The sequence below is a fragment of the Acidisoma sp. genome (genome assembly GCF_965199065.1).
Classification (GTDB): Bacteria; Pseudomonadota; Alphaproteobacteria; order Acetobacterales; family Acetobacteraceae; genus Acidisoma.
In genome coordinates, this window is sequence record NZ_CBDAQN010000003.1 from 435,964 (window position 1) to 452,315 (window position 16,352).

Genomic DNA, 16,352 nt, shown 5'->3' on the forward strand with positions numbered 1-16,352 from the left:
TTAATCTCAAAAGGAAATTTCCATGCCGATGGAACTGTACAGCTCCGAAGCCTTCGTCCGGGATATTGTTAATGCAATAAGCGAATCGGAGGGCAAGCCACTCAACATCGGCAGCACTCATCATCAGGGTATCGACCGCGCCTATGCCTACCAGCTGATCGCCGACACGAAGAAGGCTATCGAGGGCCAACCGGTCACCCACCGTCGGCGCACGACCCATGCCGCCGCAATTCCAAACGACCTTCCGAAGGAAGCGCGATCTGCGATAGCCAAAGCCAAAAGGGCACGCCGCTAGACGTGCTTAACGAGCGACTCACGGATAAACGGCGGCGGCGCTGGGGGAGCTAAGATGCTCGGTGGCAGCGCCCGAGCCGCTCTAGAGTGCTGCCTGCGCCAATCGTTCGCGCAGGTGGGGGACCACGAAATCGACGAACGCGCGCAGCTTCAGCGGGAGCCGGTTTTGCTTGTCGTAGACGAGATGCACAGGTCGCGACGCGGGCGCGAAGTCCTCGAGAACGACCGCCAGCTGCCCGCTGCGCACGTGGTCCACGACCTGATACGAGTTCACCCGGATGAGACCCATTCCGCACAGTCCGGCATCGATTGCCGCGTCGATCGTATTGACGCTGAGCCGGGATCGAAACGACCCGGTAACCGCAACCCCTTTGGACTCGAAGGTCCAGGTGGTGGGCGAGGAGACGCCTCCAAAGGAGATCACACTGTGCCGCGCCAAGTCGTCGGGGGTCGTGGGGACGCCGTTCGTCGCCAGATAGCCGGGGCTTGCGCAAACCAGCCGCCGGATCGACCCCAAGCCTGTGGCGATCAGGCTGCTATCCGGTAACACACCGATGCGGAGCGCGACATCAACTTGGTCATCCAAGAAGTGCGTGATCCGGTCGGTCAACACCAATGCCACCGCCACGTCGGGAAAAGCGGAAAGAAAGCGCGCCACCACAGGCAGCACGTGCATCCGGCCAAACATGATCGGCGCCGTGACCGCCAGGTCTCCCCTGGGCTCGGTATATTCGCCGGCGGCGGCGCGTTCCGCCTCGGTCAACTGCTCCAGGATGGCTTTCACAGCGGTGACGTAGGAGCGCCCCGCCGGTGTCAGTTCCAGTCCCTTTCCCGACCGTATCAGCAAGGTGGAGTTAAGATGCGCCTCCAGGTCGGCCACCTTACGGCTGACCGTCGCCAACGGCAGCCGGAGATTGCGGCTCGCTTTCGACAGGCTACCGCTCTCAACAGCGGCGATCAGTACCGACATGGCGTCAAGACGGTCCAAAGGGCCTTCCATGAATTGAGAGGTTGCCTCCCAAATCTAGCGGCTGCCCCGTAATCATGGGAAGCCCCTAAAAGAGGATAGTAACGACTAAAACCCATGGCTCAGCGGCTGAGGCGTCCATCACGCCTCGGGAGCAGTCTTGATGACCACGCGAACCTACTACCAGGCCGCCGAAGTAAAGGGTCGAGATGAAGCCAGCGATCACACCGAGTTTGCTGCTTCGAGGTCTGCCGACCAGCCGCCAGATGTTCCGCGGCCTGATACCGGGGCTGGCAACACTGGTCGGGATGTCCGGCGCCTATGCTCCGAACTTTCGGCCGCCGCCGTTCGTTTTGGACTACCAATCCCTATTTGCGCGCGTAGCTGGATCAGGCCGGCGTATCAAAGAGCGACGAGCTGCGCTTCCAGCCGACGGTGCTGACCCAGGACCGGGCCGGCGATCTTGAATGCGCCAACGAGGCCGCCCTGCACCTCGCCCAGACGCATGGCCGCGTTTGAACCATTGCCTCAGGAGCAGACGTCTTTGAAAGACACGACTGTCATGGCGGCTTCTTCCGCTCTTAGCTCTGCGGAAGCCGCACCCGTGGAATCCATGTCGAGGACGACCACCTATCACCGCGTACAGGTGGACGGCGTAGAAATCTTCTATCGCGAAGCTGGCCCGCCGAACGCGCCGACAATCGTACTGCTGCACGGCTTCCCGGCGTCGTCGCGCCAGTTCGACACACTCATTCCCTTGCTCGCGACACGCTATCATCTGATCGCGCCGGATTATCCCGGCTTCGGTCAGAGTGACGCGCCGCCACCATCAACCTACACTTACACGTTCGATCATCTTGCCCAGACGGTTGGCAATCTTTTGGCCGCGCTGAATATCAACCACTACACGCTCTATCTCAACGACTACGGCGCGCCAATTGGTTTCCGCATGATCCTGGCTCACCCGAAACCGCTTCACGCTCTTATCGTCCAGAATGGCAACATCTACGAGGATGGCTTGGGCGCCAAGTGGGCCAAGATCGCCGAATATTGGGCCGACCCGGAGGCCCATCCCGAGGTCGTCAATGCATTCCTGTCCTTCGAGGCGACAGAACAACGTCATACCGCCGGCACATCGCATCCCGACCGCTACAATCCAGATTCCTGGACAGACGAATATGCCCATCTGTCGAAACCCGGGCAGCGTGAGATCCAGACGGACCTGCTCTACGACTACCGAACCAACGTGGCTTGCTATCCGAAGTGGCAGGCATGGCTGCGCGACCATAAGCCGCCGACCCTGGTGGTCTGGGGCGCGAATGATCCGTCCTTCACTGCACCCGGGGCCAAAGCGTTCAAGCGTGACTTACCGGATGCTGAGATCCATTTGCTGGATGCGGGCCATTTCGCCCTGGACGAGAAGACCGACGAGATCGCCAGCATTATCCTGAACTTCATGTCTCGGCATCCCGAATGAACTGCGCTAGGTTGTGTGAGAACGTTATGTGGCTTGCACACATGCAGGCGCAGCAAATAATCGGAATGAGGTTCGACGCTAGACTCATCAAGCCTCGATGACCAAAAGTGGAAAACCCGTGCCTGCAGGTGATCGTGATGAAGATCGATAGCCTTTTCCGTTACCCTCTCAAGGGTCTGTCCCCAGAGAAGCTTTCCTCCGTCGATGTCGAGGCCGGCAAGGGCTTCGCCTTTGACCGTCTCTATGCCGTCACCGATGGCTCGTTCGTCTTCGACAGGACCAAGCCCGTTCCGATGCCTAAGACGCATTTCCTGATGCTTGCGCGCTTTGAACGCCTAGCGCTGCTGAAGAGCCTGTTCGACACCGATACCCACCATCTCGAGATCAGGACAGATGATGCCCGGCACACATTTGCTTTGAGGAACGCCGACGGGTGCAAAGCCTTGGCCGATTTCCTTACGGAGTTCCTTGGTCAGCCGTTACGCGGTGAGGCCGAGGTGGTCCGGGCCGACGGGCATCAGTTCACCGACATCAGCGTCCACTCGGCAGCGCTGATGCGGAGCATATCGCTCATAAACCTCGCGACGGTTCGTGATCTCGGGGATCATATCGACCAGAAACTGGATCCGCGGCGATTTCGAGCCAACGTCTATTTCGATGGCTGCCCGGCATGGTCTGAACTGGATTGGGTCGGCAGAACGCTTCGCTCCGGCGAGGCGCTGCTCAGAGTCGTGCGGCGTACGCGGCGTTGTCCGGCCACCAGCGTCGATGTCGAACGCGGGGTGCGTGACCTCAACATTCCGCGGTCCATACTCGACTATCGCGGCCACAATGACTGCGGAGTCTATGCGGAAATCATTCGAGGCGGTCGGCTTGCGCCGGGCGACGTACTCCATCTGATGGATGATCAGCAAGAGGCGCCGGGCGAGCCTCATCTCGCTTGAGTCGGATTTGATGACGCAATAGCACTTCAGACAATGAGAACCGTTCGAATGGTCCAACTCTTGCGATATATCCTCGCAGCTATCCTGTTCGCAGGCACGGCGCAGGCCGCGTCTCTCCCTTCGACTGACGCTACGACCACATATCACCGCGTCGATGTGGACGGGTTGGGAATTTTCTATCGGGAGGCGGGCCCGAAGGACGCGCCGACAATCGTGCTGCTGCATGGTTTCCCGTCCTCCTCCCGCGAGTTCGAAACGCTCATTCCCCTGCTCGCCACCCGCTACCATCTGATCGCACCGGACTATCCGGGCTTCGGTCAGAGCGACTCACCACCGCCGTCGGCTTACAGCTATACCTTCGATCATCTCGCAACGACGATCGACGATCTTCTGTCGAGTCTGAAGATCAAGGATTATACTCTTTATCTCCATGATTACGGTGCGCCGGTAGGGTTTCGAATCATTCTCGCGCACCCTGAGCGGTTGCACGCCCTCATCATCCAGAACGGCAACATCTACAGGGCCGGCCTCGGCCCTAAATGGCACAGGATTGCCGAATATTGGGCTGATCCAAAGGCGCATCCGGAGGTCGTCGATGCCTTCATGTCATTCAACGCGACTGAACAGCGTCATATTGCCGGCACAACGCATCCTGATCGCTACAATCCGGACACCTGGACCGATGAGTTCGCCCACCTTTCACAACCGGGGCAGAGGGTAATCCAGTCGGACCTGCTATACGACTATCGGACCAATGTTGCTTCCTATCCCAAATGGCAGGCTTGGCTGCGTGCGCACAAACCGCGCACCCTTGTGGTCTGGGGCCGCAACGATCCCTCGTTCATCGCCGCAGGCGCGTCGGCATACAAGAGTGATCTCCCCAACGCCGAGATCTATCTGCTCGACGCCGGTCATTTTGCCCTCGATGAGAAGACGGACGAAATCGCGCGCCTGATCCTGGACTTCATGGCCCGGCATCCAGGCTGACGGCACGGCTTGTTTGCCCGTATCCGAGCTGCTTGTGGCGCCAAATCCGGGTGAGACAGTCACCTTGACCTCGGAATGCCAGTTCGAGTCCATCTCGGACTAAGTTTGTATCGAACAGAGTTCCGTGGGCGTCAAAGACAAACGCTGTGACCGCGCTTCCCCGACACGTCCTGATATCCATCGAACCTCCCACTTCTTATCCTGGCGTCGTTGCCACCCTTACAAGACTCCCCGCGATCCGGGCGCCGGCCCGCAGGGCATCTCCGATCGAACCTCCGACTTTGGACCGTCCATCGGCACGCCTCCGAAGTGGGCACCACGGGAATGCGAAACCGGGGATACGCGGCCCGCATCTGCATGTCGATGTTCAAGGCGTCAGTTGTGGCGCACAGCCTCGATTGCAGCGGTGTCGATGTATTGGCGGAACTTAGAGATCTTCCCGTCTCGCACCTCCCAGACATGAGCGTAATTGACGTCCGCTGATTTGCCCGTGGTCCGATGCGGGCTGCGGAAGCGGCCGATGGAGACAACCTTGTGTCCCTCAGCGACAAACTCGCTCGGTGTCAGGGTGAAGGTTTCCCATTCGGTCATCGCGGGAATGAGCATCCCTTCCAGCACCTTCTGCGGCCCCCGGCCGTCGACGGTGTAGTCCATCATCGGAATCCACTCGATATCGTCGGTCATCAAAGCCAGAGCGCCGCGCGCATCTCCTGCGGTGAGTCTGGCATAGAGTGCAAGAACAACATCAGTCGGTGTCGTCATGGAGAATGTCCCTTGCCTTGGCGCCGCTCATCGAGGGAGGGAAAATCCTCCGCCGGCCGCGGCCATACAGACCAGAGTCAGATTGCCCACCTGGTGTCTGATGGGACAGCCCCGCAATATGAGAGCGACCCTTCCAACACCTGGATGGTCGCTGCCCGCCTGAATGGAGGATACGCCGCGTGTCTCAGATCTCCTCGACACCCAGCAAATAGGGCGCGGCGGCTGGCACCGCGCAACTGAACAGGAACTCCGCGGGCGGCCGGCTTCGTTGCCCGGTCGGCCACCCGGCCCGGTCCCAGCTTTGGTAGGCGAGCAGAGTTTTGCGTCCGCGTCGAGCGGGCTTGCGGCGCGCATTGCCGCTGTTGATCGGCGACACGAAGGCATGCTCGCCAAACCGGGCGAGGAGTGCCGTGGCGTCGAACGTCAGCATGAACTGGAGGCGGATCCCGCAGGCCTTGCGCTGCCGCTCCAGGCGCGCTCGGTCGGGCCAGAGGAACACGTGACTATTCAACAGCGCGTACCAGTCTCCGGGCTCCATGCCGTCGTCCAGCGCCGACGCCAGAGCGGACGGGGGCATAGGAGCCTGATCCCGGATCAGGGTTCCAGTCGGCAAGCGCACATGAACGGGGCGGTGACGACGCATCGCTTCGGCGCGCTCCGCGACCGGCAGTCCAGCCCGTTCCAGCAACCTCTCGGTGCTGAGCAGGCCATGCTCGAGGATCGAGTCGAGGTTGTCGGCCTCCGCGAGATGATACAGGCGTGTCACCCGCGAGAAGCGCCGATCCTGGCGCGGCATCGCCCCAGCGCCGGCGGGCGCGGCGCCCGGTTTCCCTGCTTCACCAGGCTCGTCCAGGCTCATCGCACCGCCCCCGCGTTTGGACCGCGCACCGCGACGCGACGCGGGTCCTCTCGAGGATAATGACCACTGACGCCCGGGTTCACTCTCATATCCTGGAGCGGCCGCTGGCCTCGCGCCCCGTGAACAAGGTCGAGCGGATTGAGCTTAACGTCGAACGCGTGCGAGGGGGCGGCCAGCACCAGCGAGCGTGCTTCAAGTCGGTCAACTACGGTTTTCACGTCATGGAAGTCCTAGGAGCATGATCGCCGTCTACTTGCTCTGGTGCGAAGGGCCGACCGGCCATGCGTCAGCGCCTTCCGCCCCATGGAAGGTCGCTTCCCAAACATAGACGCTGCCCGGCACGGCCGGGAAGAGTGAAAAGACAATCACAGTTCGCGGCGGCGGATGCCGCGAGATCCAGGAAATTAGAACATGACCACTCGTTTCAAAACTATCGACGTGGATGGCCTAAAGATATTTTACCGCTCGGCCGGCAATCCCGATGCCCCGACGATATTGTTGCTCCACGGCTTCCCGAGCGCGAGCCACATGTTCCGAGATCTGATACCGGAACTGGCAGAACGCTACCATGTCGTGGCGCCCGACCTTCCTGGCTTCGGCATGACCGAGCAGCCGGCTCGCGACGCCTTCGACTATACCTTCGAGAACATCGCCAACGTCATCGACCGTTTCACCGAAGTCCTCGGCTTGGCCAGGTTTGCCGTCTATGTCTTTGATTATGGTGCCCCAGTCGGCTTCCGCCTGGCGGTAAAGCATCCCGAGCGGATCAGCGCCATCGTCACCCAGAATGGCAACACATATCTCGAAGGCGTGTCGGATGCCTTCGCGCCGGTTCAGGCCTACTGGAAGGAGCCGACGCAGGCCAATCGCGACGCCCTGCGCGGCTTCCTGGCGCCGCAGACGACCTTGTTTCAATACACGCATGGCGTTGCCGATCCCAGCCTGGTGTCTCCCGACGGCCGCAACCTGGACGACTTCTATCTGGCGCGGCCGGGCAATGCGGAGATCCAGCTCGACCTGCTGCTCGACTACCAATCGAATGTCGCGCTCTACGACGCGATCCAGGCCTATCTGCGCCAGCATCAGCCCCCTGTTCTGGCAGTGTGGGGCAAGAACGATCCGTTCTTCATCCCGCCGGGCGCGGAGGCGTTCAAACGGGATGTCCCCTCGGCAGAGGTCCGGTTCGTCGATAGCGGCCACTTCGCCCTCGAAACCCACGCACGGGAGATCGGGTCCGCGATGCGCGCGTTTCTCGCCAAGCACGTCGGCTGATGCCGGCGTCCGGGCGTCGCAGGCGCCCGGCTCCTCCCTCCATACCCGGACCATCGCGCGGCCGTCGCCACCCCTGAAAGAGACCGACCATGAACACGCCCACCGACATCGTCCGCAGCTTCTATGAGAAGCTTTCCACCGGAGACGCTCCCGGCGCGTTAGGCCTGATGGCGCCCGACATCGAATGGATCACGATGTGGCATTACAAGGTTGACGGTCGCGGACCCGAGCGCGTCGCCGAAGGCCTTTTCAAGCCGCTGGTCGCGGAATGGTCGCGCTTCGCGCTCGTTCCGACCGAGTTCATCACCGAGGGCGACACGGTGGTGTCCTTGGGCGATTTCACCGGCGTTCACGGCAGGACGGGCAAGACTGCCGAAGCCCGCTACGCCCATGTGTGGACTGTCAGAGACGGCAAGATCACCCGCTTCCGCCAGTATATCGACACTCTGGCCGTCGCCGAGGCACGGCTCTGATGAGCCGCGTCCATGGTGAAGGTGTTGCGATAAATCCCGGCAGCGAGGTCGTCATCAGCCCGGCGGTCAAGGCCGTACAAAGCGCACGGGGCACGCGCGAGCGTTAGGCAGAGTTCGAAGCGACGATCAAATTCGGGACGAAGATCGATTCCTGTTTGGGAAGCGCCCTTTCCAAGACAAACTCGTCCTACTTCGTCTCGGCAAGCGCTTCCGGTCAGCCATATGCTCAGCATCGCGGAGAGCCGAAAAGATCAATCCGTGTTGTCGATGAGCACACGACCGGTTTCGCAGGTTATTCGGGAAATTCGGCAAGGGTCACGGTGTAGGGCTCGTAATCCTTGGCTAGCCTGAGGCAATGGTTGGCGCAGGCAAAGGATCTCTCGACAACCCATAGCCTCCGGCAGAAGCACGAAGCCTCGCTTTGACATCGGGCCGCTTGAGGACTTCGAGCTTTATCCCTTCGACCGCGGCGGCGGTCACATGCCGAGCGAGCAGATGGCCGAGTGTATCGACCGCCATATGAGCCTCCAATCCACGCTTCCGCCACCGCAGAGTATATGGCGGGCTCCAAGGATTCTGCGCTATGGATCTCCAGCAGATTAGCCAGTTTCTGGCCGTTGCACGACTGCTGAACTTTACGAGGGCAGCGGAGGAGTGCCGCATCACGCAACCTGCTTTCTCCCGGTCCATACGTCGGCTGGAACTTGAGCTTGGCGGTGACCTCCTGCTCAGAGAACGCTCTCTTACGCAGCTCACCAAATTTGGGCAGGCGATGCTGCCGTTGCTCGAACAAATTATGGCAGCTGCTGATACTGCAAAGGCCGAAGCGCGACAGTTCCGTTCGCATGAGAGTGCGCCACTTCACCTCGGGTTCAGCCCATGGCTTGCCCTGCCCCTGATCAGTCCAATCCTCGCAGAGGTTGTTCGCACGGTGAAAACGGTTGAATTCAGTGTCACCGTTGACAAGGAGCCCGCTCTTCGAGACCGCATGTTACAGGGCGAACTGGACGTTCTTATTGGTCTGCAATGCGATAGTCCCCCCGCGCGTTTCAACCAATGGCGCCTCTTTTCCGCTGCGACTTCTTTGTTCCTCCCTCATGGTCACGTCATCGGCGCTGTCGGTGAAATTCGCGCCACCGATCTGGTGGATGCGACCATGCTCGGAGCTTTTGACGCAGACGCTCTGCCCGAGGTGCTCCTGACGCGCTTGGCGCGAACCCTAGGACGACGCCCCGCTACTCCTCATCGAGCAGACAATTGGGAGACATCACTCCAGCTGGTTCGAAGTGGTTTTGGCTTGAGCCTTGGGTTGTCGTCCTGGATCGTTCCGCACGATCTCGTGGCGCGACCTCTTAACGAGCCTGATCTCAAGCAAGATGTTGTTATAGAAACAGTCGGTGGTCGGCCGAAATCCGCCGCGGCAACCTCCTTCATCAAGCTTGCCCGGGCGAGGTTGTGGTCATAGCCGATCATGTGGAGGAGACGCAGCCGGGCAAAGGACCGCACAGTCCCTGAACGCCGCGAAGGTGTTCGGCCAAAGTCTCAGCCCTGCCTCGCGACCTGCTCGCGGGCCAGGGCGACGACATGCCCGGGCGTAGACCCGAACTTGGTCAGGAGGCCTTCCAGGGGCGCGGAGGCACCGAAGGTGTGCATCGCGACGATCGCGCCTCGGCGGCCGACATAGCGTTCCCAGCCCATCGCAGAAGCCTGCTCAACGGCGACGCGAGCCGTGATGGAGTTTGGCAGCACCTCCGCCCGGTAGCCCGCATCCTGCTGCTTGAAGAGCTTCCAGGGCGGCATGCTGACCACGCGGACGGCGATGCCTTCGGCCGCGAGCCGCTCGGCGGCGGCGATGCAAAGCGAGACCTCACTCCCAGTTCCGATCAGGATGACCTTCGGGCTTTTTCCGCCCAGATCGACGAGCACGTAAACGCCACGCGTTAGGCCGGCGGCGGAGGAAAATCGGATGCGATCGAGCGTCGGCAGCGCCTGTCGGCTTGGGATAAGGCGGGCCGGCTGGGGTTCGCCTTCAGGATGACGCGCCAGGCTTCGCCAACTTCGTTGGCATCGCAAGGGCGGAGTGGGCGCTGCGGTATCGCTCGAGAAGGTCACTCCGAGCGAGCGAGCGCAAGTGACGATCCCTATGCCGCCGTTGCATTTTTCCTCCGCCGCTGACCATGTCGGCCTTGCCGCACGCCGGACCTCGTGATGAGAGATCAGGGGATGGACTCCGATCGCGGCCTGCCCCCCGTTCGGTCGCCTTGATGGGCCAAGGCCGCTCACGTGTCAGGACGCGAGAGCGAGAGCACGGGCCACAGGTCCGTCATAGCGGATACCCGTGACGAGCCGCTTGGCGAGCAGGTTGTCGATGCCGAAGCTTCGGCCGGCCTGGGTCGCCGCGAACATCCCGTGCGCGCAGATGATACCAACATAGGTCCACGGCCACTCGGTCGGGTCGTTGTACAGACCGATCAGCAGATTCAGCGTAAACAGCGCGGCAAGCGTTCCCGATAGACGGACCATGAAGCCCAGCATCAGGGAGGCGGTAAAGAACACCTCAAGCAGATAGACTACGGGTTGAATCAACGCGATGTGATTGAGAAAAATTTGCATGATGGCGGCATGCCAGGTGAACGAGCTGTATTTGACACTGGCGCCAAGCCAGTAGTGGAAGCCTGCCGAGACCGGGAGAGGCAGTTTCCACAGCGTGCCCAGATACCACATACCCGCGATCAGCACGCGCATACCGTAGATGCTGACGTGAGTGACAGTGCGCTGACGTGGGTCGCGTCGCCAGTTAATCGAGAAAATAGCGACACTGCCGAGCAGGATCGCCCAGTAGAGCGCGACCGTGAACCAGCGGAGTCCCCCGAGGTGGACCTGATCCGGAATTCCTCCCGTCAAGAATTGAAAAAACGTGTGGATCGGATTATCGGCCATTTTTCTTACCTTGAGACGTGATGAGAACCGACGGAATGCGTCATTGTCATCTCGCTAACGGAACCCTCCGACGCTCACAGTCAGAAACTTCATGTGACCAAGTTTCAACATGATGATTAAAAACAGCGGCGTCCAAAGACGTTACAGAACCACTTGCGGCATAAGTTGCAACAGAACTCCACGTTCTACCGAACGCGTGGGCTCCATATCCACGACATCGTCAGCCTGCCGATCAACGATCGTTCAAACGCGGATCCGGAAGGGAACCCTCGTCCTCCTCCCCTTCCAAACAGCGCAAGAATGAACAGTCTTGCAAGACTGTTCAGCGGCTACGTCGCAACAACGAACCCATCACTATCCCAAATTATTGGAAGCAGTATCAATCAGCGCTCGAACCTCTGCTAACGTCTGGACCGATGAGGAAAGCGGTGAACCGTCAGCAACGTGTCAGCAACCACCCGTTCGACATTGGTAGAGGAGACAGAGTTTTGCGACAACCTGACGCCACCTGATTCAAGTCCTAGTGACCGCTGTGATATTTCATTTCTTGGATCAGAGCGTCGTACTCGCGACAGAATTGGAAAGAGTTGATCTCACCCGAGGTCATCTGGTCCTGGATCGCGTGCATCTGGTCCATCATCTGCGACGCAAAGGAGAGATCACCCGCCATTTCCGCTCTGACGAGCTGTCCGATCTCCGTATACTTCAACTTTATATCTTGCTGTGTGCAGGTCTGTGGCGCCTGAGCGAATGCAGGGCCGCCGCATACCGCAAATCCGATGGTAATAATAAGAGCTTTGGTCAAAGACATCACACTACCTTTTTTCCTGGACACGTTATCTATGCGACGCAATAGGTTTCGGTGCGGGTCGACAAGCGCCTTGGGGACAACAGCTTCGCTCCCGTCGCTTCGGTGGATAGAAGGTAGAGGTGCTCCGAGGCCAATGCCTTTTAGGCATCGAATTAGGTTCTCTGGCGTGTTTCAACACGTTCTCTGGTCAGAACCAAAGACTGCTCGTGGCCTTGATGTGCCCGCGGAGTCGCTCCAGGGCGACGGCGAAGTGCGATGCTTCACGCAAGTGCATACGGGCATAACGTCCGCTACAAATCCCTCAATGATCGTGCATGCCCTTTCAAGCGGGACCCACACTTGTTCGGTGGAATGGCGCGAATGGCGCAGGGCGGCATTATGAGCCTGCAATGGTGCTCCGGCACGATAGGAGCGCGCCAAAGCAGGAAGAGCAGGATGCCCTTCCAATGAAGATGGTATCCCAGAACGCCGATCAGCGCCGGCGACGCATAACCGGATCGCCGCTCCGATCAGTCTAATGATGGTGACGCATGGTTTCGAACCTCCAAAGGCGTGGCTTCTCGCAGAAGCATCTCTGCCGCGCGGCGGCAAATTGGCCTGGACACGGTGCTTTTGTTGGTCACTGTTGCGCCGTCGGCGGCAACGGCCACTCGCGGCGCAAGCTATGCCAGGCAAGCAGGCTATCGCCCAGGAGTGTCAGCAGCGATGCCACGGTGCAGGCGAGCGCGACGGCAAAGAGGCCAATCAACCAGTTGGCTATGGCGGCTTCCCGCACGCTTCCCAGAAAAAGAACAAAGGCGGCGGCGCAGGTCGAGCCCCCGCCTATGGCGCCGAACGCTACGGAGGCGTCGAGCATAAGCCGACGCCTCGCCAGGCGCACCAGATGCGCATGCGTATCCGCCGTTGGAGCTCACGCGGCCACAATGGGTTCTCCTGATCCGCGCATCACGCGGTGGCGCTGGCGGTGCGCCCAGTCTTGCAACGCGGCTTCCGGAATGCCGAGTTCGCCGAGCACCGCGGCAGCGAACGCCAGCCCCGGCGGGCCGCCAGCGTCAATCACGGCCCGCATGCCAAGCTCTTCGAACTGCTCCGCTTCAGCCGCGTCGGTAGCCACCGTGAAACGCAGCAGGTCCGGGTAAAGCCTAAGCCCCAACGGCATGAGATCGCGTGCCATGTCGAGCGTCACGGCGGTGAACGCATTTATCCTGCGGCCAGGCGCCGCGACCAAATTCCAAATCCGTGGGTCGGCCATATCGCCCAAGACCGCAGCGTAACCGTCGGCGATTGCCTCGCTGAGGCGCCGCGGGTCGCGCTCAACGGCACTGTAGCCGATGTCGAAGGCGTGCAGCCCGTCAGCGAGGGTGCGTCCGGCGTGGCCCATACCCACGATCAGAACCGGCGCAGCGGTGCCCTGGAGCAGAATCTCGGGATCATCCTCTTTGGCCGCCTGGCGCCGCAGTCTCCCCGCGACCTGTCTTCCCACCTCCGCCAGATTGGGCGTGACCGCGAGGCTGAGGGCGACGGCAGCGACCAGAACGGAGACTTTGGTCGGACCCACCAGCGCGCGCACCGCCGGCAGGCTCAGGATGACGAACGCAAACTCCGAGCGTTGGGCGAGGAGAAAGCCGAGCTGCAGCGAGCCCGGCACCGACCAGCGAAATACGAGACTGGCGGATGCGTTGGTCAGAATCTTAACCAAGACCATCGCCGCGGCAACGCCGATTATGCCCGGCCATTGTCTTATCAATGCGCCGACATCCAGGGACAAGCCGACCGCAATAAAGAAGAAACCGAGCAGCAGTCCTCTGAAAGGCTTGATCTCCGCCTGGATGACCGGCCGATAGGGGGTCTCCGCGATCGACATGCCTCCGAGGAATGCACCGAGCGTCAAAGACAGGCCAATGCGCCCTGTCGCCCATCCCGCGGCCAGCGCAATGAGAAGAGCCGTCGCCGTGAACACTTCCTCCTGCCCGCTAAGGGCAATTTGCCTGAACAGCGGCTTTATCGCGAAGCGCGCCAGCAACACGGCCACCGCGAAAGCGATGGCGGCTTTCGCCAGCGCGCCCGCAGCCACAGGCAACACGGCGCCCCCGCTCAAGGAGCCCGCGATAATGAGGAGGAAGATCGCGGCTACGTCCTGAAACACGAGGATCGCCGTCGCCGTCAGTCCGACCGGGCAATTCTGCTGGTGCCGCTCCGCGATGAGAGGCGCGACGACGGCAGTCGAACTTAGGGCGAGAACAGAGCCGACAAGGACCGAGGGGCCGGGCGTCAGTCCCGTTGCTAGGGCCAGCAGGCCAAGCGGCACCGCACCAAACAGAATTTGCAGTGGTCCGAAGCCGAAGATGTCTTGAACCTGCCGGCGCACATGGGTCAGAGAAAAGTGCAGCCCGATGTCAAACAGAAGGAACACCACACCAAGTTCTGCGAGCACGCCGACAGTATGAGTGTCAACGAGAGCCGAGGCGCCGCTCGCCCGCAACAGGATTCCGAGCAGCAAATAGCCGACGATCGGGCTGAGCCGCATCGACCGGCTCAAGATCGCGGCGGCGACACCAAGTGCCAACAATAGAATAACAGGCACGAGCGCCCGCAGCACGGTGGCGTCCATCACGAAGTTCTCGCCCTTTCTGAAGACTAGGTACCTTACAGCGCCAAGCGCTTCTTCCACCCTGCACCGCGGGCGCAAGTCCGGCCTGATCGGCCGGCACATATGACGCCCCATAACGGCGAACGCCGGCGCTGCGCGGTGGCCCCTGGCCTGTGGTGAATCCGACCTGAAACTTGCGCTGACATGGAACAACATCCGGCAAGATTTAAGCCGACCATCCGACCAGAGGCGGGAGCCTCAGTCGGGCCGCCGGTCGGACGCGATCGCCGCACCGCACCCGCACTTGCCTCTCACCAAAGTGTCGCATCCCTCAGGGCGCAGCCACGCAAGCTCTATAGTCACTCCCGGCGGGAAGACTCCATGCCTTTTGTGCATGGAATGGAGAGCTTGTCGGTATCGCCAATCGCCAAAGCTGCGCCTGCTTGTGCCGCAGCGTGCGGCAGGGCCAACGCCGATGGAGCCTGCTGAGAAGGCAAGAGGCTGCATCCTCTGAAGATCAGCTAGCGGAGAAGCACGCGGCAGAATGACGCGCTAAACAGAAGATCCTGCGTAAAAAATAGCAGCCGCCGACCCTTGTTGTCTGGCGTGAGCATGACCCCCGGAGCGTTCTAAGGCCCCGCTTCCCGGTAGAAGATTCCGCTGCCATCGGCTTGCGAAGTGCCCACGAAAAGAGCCGTCGCAAGAACACACTGCGCCAAGCCGTTCGCCGTGTTCATCTGCTCGCCCTATCACGTGGCTTGAGCGCCCGAATCCAGATGCCTTTCCATGAAGGTCATCTAACGCGGATAGAACAGGATCTGCCGCTTGAGTGCGAATTCATTGGCCTTCGCATGCACCAGAAAAGTGGTGGCAAACACCAGATCAAGGGCACGGCGCAGCAATGCGGTTGGGCGGAATGAACGGGTCGACCCGTCAAGCACGATCAGCCCGTAACCCTCCGCCTCTTTCATGACCGATACCACGTGGCTCCGGGCGACCGCGAAGTCTCGAGCGAGTGCCGAGGTCGCCGCCGATGTCCCATGCGCTTCGGCCACGTAGATGGCGTACAGCATCACCAGGGCATTGGCACGCTCGGCAAGTGCGCTGAGGCCCGGGTCGTTCCTCGTCTCCTTCATTCCCGAGCGATAAAGCGTCAGATGTCCGTGAAGGAAGTTGGCCAGGAAGGACGGCTCCGCAAGGGCTCCGATGACTGGCCGCATCTCGGGACTAACCAGCGTCTGCGCCTGAAGCTGCGAACGGACACGCTCTCGATAAAACGTAATGAACGGTCCGGTCGGCGCAAGCTTCCGCAAGCGCAAGTCTGCCGCGGGGATAGGCGTGAGGAAATGGCCGGAGAGTAGGACACCCGCTAACGCCGTTACCCGGTTGGGGCTCCCAAACCCGTATCTCTTTACTTCCTTCCGAAGGTCCGTCAGCGCGAAGCCTGCCCCGCCACTGGAAAGATGAAGATCCAGCATGGTCAACGCGCCGTTGAACTGCCCGCGGTCATTGATGACCCGGTTGAGGACCCAGTTGCCGCGTTGCTGGTCAACCAGTGCCACGGCGTGGGCGAGTGTCGCGGTGCTGAAGTTCTTCTGCTCCGTTAATGCAACGACCGCGTCGCTTCTGATCGTCCAGAAGCCGGCGTCCTCGATCGATTGGCATTCACCTGGAACTCTACCGACCTTACTTGGCCGGCAAGCTGTCGCTGCCTTTCCTTCTCTCCATTCTGCAAGCCCGAGCAGTTCCAAGATGCCACTCCTCGTTACGTTAGACCTCCATCAGACCACTGCAACCAAAATTAGACATTGTGCTCATACCGTAACCATGAGATTAGGGTTTACGCAAGAACTTAGCGTAACGAATAGCCTTGCTATCTCGCGATGATGTAGACCAATGCTGATGCTTTCACGAGATAACGTTCAAAACGAAGCCTGGAACGCGTTGCATTGTATCGAGGGATCGTAATCCCTTGG

General features: G+C 60.6%; 15 protein-coding genes and 1 pseudogene. 7 read left to right on the forward strand and 9 right to left on the reverse strand.

Annotated features, from left to right (window positions below; genetic code table 11):
• Nucleotides 1-22 precede the first annotated feature (22 nt).
• Nucleotides 23-295, forward strand: a complete 273-nt coding sequence (locus ACOEQ1_RS10215) for a hypothetical protein (RefSeq protein ID WP_419759141.1) — start codon at nucleotides 23-25, stop codon at nucleotides 293-295.
• An 81-nt stretch (nucleotides 296-376) separates the two neighbouring features.
• Here the strand turns inward: ACOEQ1_RS10215 and ACOEQ1_RS10220 are convergent, their stop codons facing one another.
• Nucleotides 377-1,282 carry a LysR family transcriptional regulator gene (locus tag ACOEQ1_RS10220; protein ID WP_419759142.1) on the reverse strand — a complete coding sequence of 302 codons (906 nt, stop codon included), beginning with the start codon at nucleotides 1,280-1,282 and terminating at the stop codon, nucleotides 377-379.
• Nucleotides 1,283-1,805: 523 nt separating this feature from the next.
• Here ACOEQ1_RS10220 and ACOEQ1_RS10225 point away from each other — a divergent pair.
• The 3 genes from ACOEQ1_RS10225 (at nucleotide 1,806) to ACOEQ1_RS10235 (ending at nucleotide 4,669) form a co-directional block, all read left to right on the forward strand.
• Nucleotides 1,806-2,738, forward strand: a complete 933-nt coding sequence (locus ACOEQ1_RS10225) for an alpha/beta fold hydrolase (RefSeq protein WP_419759143.1) — start codon at nucleotides 1,806-1,808, stop codon at nucleotides 2,736-2,738.
• A gap of 137 nt (nucleotides 2,739-2,875) precedes the next feature.
• Complete coding sequence (locus tag ACOEQ1_RS10230) at nucleotides 2,876-3,682, forward strand: MOSC domain-containing protein (RefSeq protein WP_419759144.1); 807 nt, start codon at nucleotides 2,876-2,878, stop codon at nucleotides 3,680-3,682.
• Between the two features lie 48 nt (nucleotides 3,683-3,730).
• The gene (locus ACOEQ1_RS10235) at nucleotides 3,731-4,669 is read left to right on the forward strand and encodes an alpha/beta fold hydrolase (protein WP_419759145.1); all 939 of its coding nucleotides are present in this window, start codon (nucleotides 3,731-3,733) and stop codon (nucleotides 4,667-4,669) included.
• Between the two features lie 375 nt (nucleotides 4,670-5,044).
• Here ACOEQ1_RS10235 and ACOEQ1_RS10240 read toward each other — a convergent pair whose 3' ends face one another.
• Nucleotides 5,045-5,431 carry a nuclear transport factor 2 family protein gene (locus ACOEQ1_RS10240; protein WP_419759146.1) on the reverse strand — a complete coding sequence of 129 codons (387 nt, stop codon included), beginning with the start codon at nucleotides 5,429-5,431 and terminating at the stop codon, nucleotides 5,045-5,047.
• Nucleotides 5,432-5,615: 184 nt separating this feature from the next.
• A complete protein-coding gene (locus ACOEQ1_RS10245; protein WP_419759147.1) occupies nucleotides 5,616-6,290 on the reverse strand; it encodes a DUF7002 family protein in 675 nt (224 codons plus the stop codon).
• Nucleotides 6,291-6,701: 411 nt separating this feature from the next.
• Here ACOEQ1_RS10245 and ACOEQ1_RS10250 point away from each other — a divergent pair, with 411 nt between their 5' ends.
• From ACOEQ1_RS10250 to ACOEQ1_RS10260, 3 genes are all read left to right on the forward strand, one after another.
• Nucleotides 6,702-7,562, forward strand: a complete 861-nt coding sequence (locus tag ACOEQ1_RS10250) for an alpha/beta fold hydrolase (RefSeq protein WP_419759148.1) — start codon at nucleotides 6,702-6,704, stop codon at nucleotides 7,560-7,562.
• Nucleotides 7,563-7,651: 89 nt separating this feature from the next.
• Nucleotides 7,652-8,035, forward strand: coding sequence for a nuclear transport factor 2 family protein (locus ACOEQ1_RS10255; RefSeq protein WP_419759149.1), 384 nt, complete (start codon nucleotides 7,652-7,654; stop codon nucleotides 8,033-8,035).
• Nucleotides 8,036-8,618: 583 nt separating this feature from the next.
• Complete coding sequence (locus tag ACOEQ1_RS10260; RefSeq protein WP_419759150.1) at nucleotides 8,619-9,500, forward strand: LysR family transcriptional regulator; 882 nt, start codon at nucleotides 8,619-8,621, stop codon at nucleotides 9,498-9,500.
• Nucleotides 9,501-9,577: 77 nt separating this feature from the next.
• On the opposite strand, the gene ACOEQ1_RS10265 is transcribed toward ACOEQ1_RS10260, so the two are convergent.
• The 6 genes and pseudogenes from ACOEQ1_RS10265 to ACOEQ1_RS10290 form a co-directional block, all read right to left on the reverse strand.
• Nucleotides 9,578-9,961: a transketolase-like TK C-terminal-containing protein gene (locus ACOEQ1_RS10265; RefSeq protein WP_419759151.1), complete on the reverse strand. Its 384-nt coding sequence runs from the start codon at nucleotides 9,959-9,961 to the stop codon at nucleotides 9,578-9,580.
• A 360-nt stretch (nucleotides 9,962-10,321) separates the two neighbouring features.
• The gene (locus ACOEQ1_RS10270; RefSeq protein ID WP_419759152.1) at nucleotides 10,322-10,975 is read right to left on the reverse strand and encodes a hypothetical protein; all 654 of its coding nucleotides are present in this window, start codon (nucleotides 10,973-10,975) and stop codon (nucleotides 10,322-10,324) included.
• A 520-nt stretch (nucleotides 10,976-11,495) separates the two neighbouring features.
• Nucleotides 11,496-11,786, reverse strand: coding sequence for a hypothetical protein (locus tag ACOEQ1_RS10275; RefSeq protein WP_419759153.1), 291 nt, complete (start codon nucleotides 11,784-11,786; stop codon nucleotides 11,496-11,498).
• A 619-nt stretch (nucleotides 11,787-12,405) separates the two neighbouring features.
• Nucleotides 12,406-12,672, reverse strand: a pseudogene (locus ACOEQ1_RS10280) (DUF2721 domain-containing protein); the annotation flags it as partial.
• A 24-nt stretch (nucleotides 12,673-12,696) separates the two neighbouring features.
• The gene (locus ACOEQ1_RS10285) at nucleotides 12,697-14,499 is read right to left on the reverse strand and encodes a cation:proton antiporter (RefSeq protein ID WP_419759154.1); all 1,803 of its coding nucleotides are present in this window, start codon (nucleotides 14,497-14,499) and stop codon (nucleotides 12,697-12,699) included.
• 674 nt (nucleotides 14,500-15,173) lie between these two features.
• Complete coding sequence (locus tag ACOEQ1_RS10290; RefSeq protein WP_419759155.1) at nucleotides 15,174-16,127, reverse strand: hypothetical protein; 954 nt, start codon at nucleotides 16,125-16,127, stop codon at nucleotides 15,174-15,176.
• Between the last annotated feature and the right edge of the window lie 225 nt (nucleotides 16,128-16,352).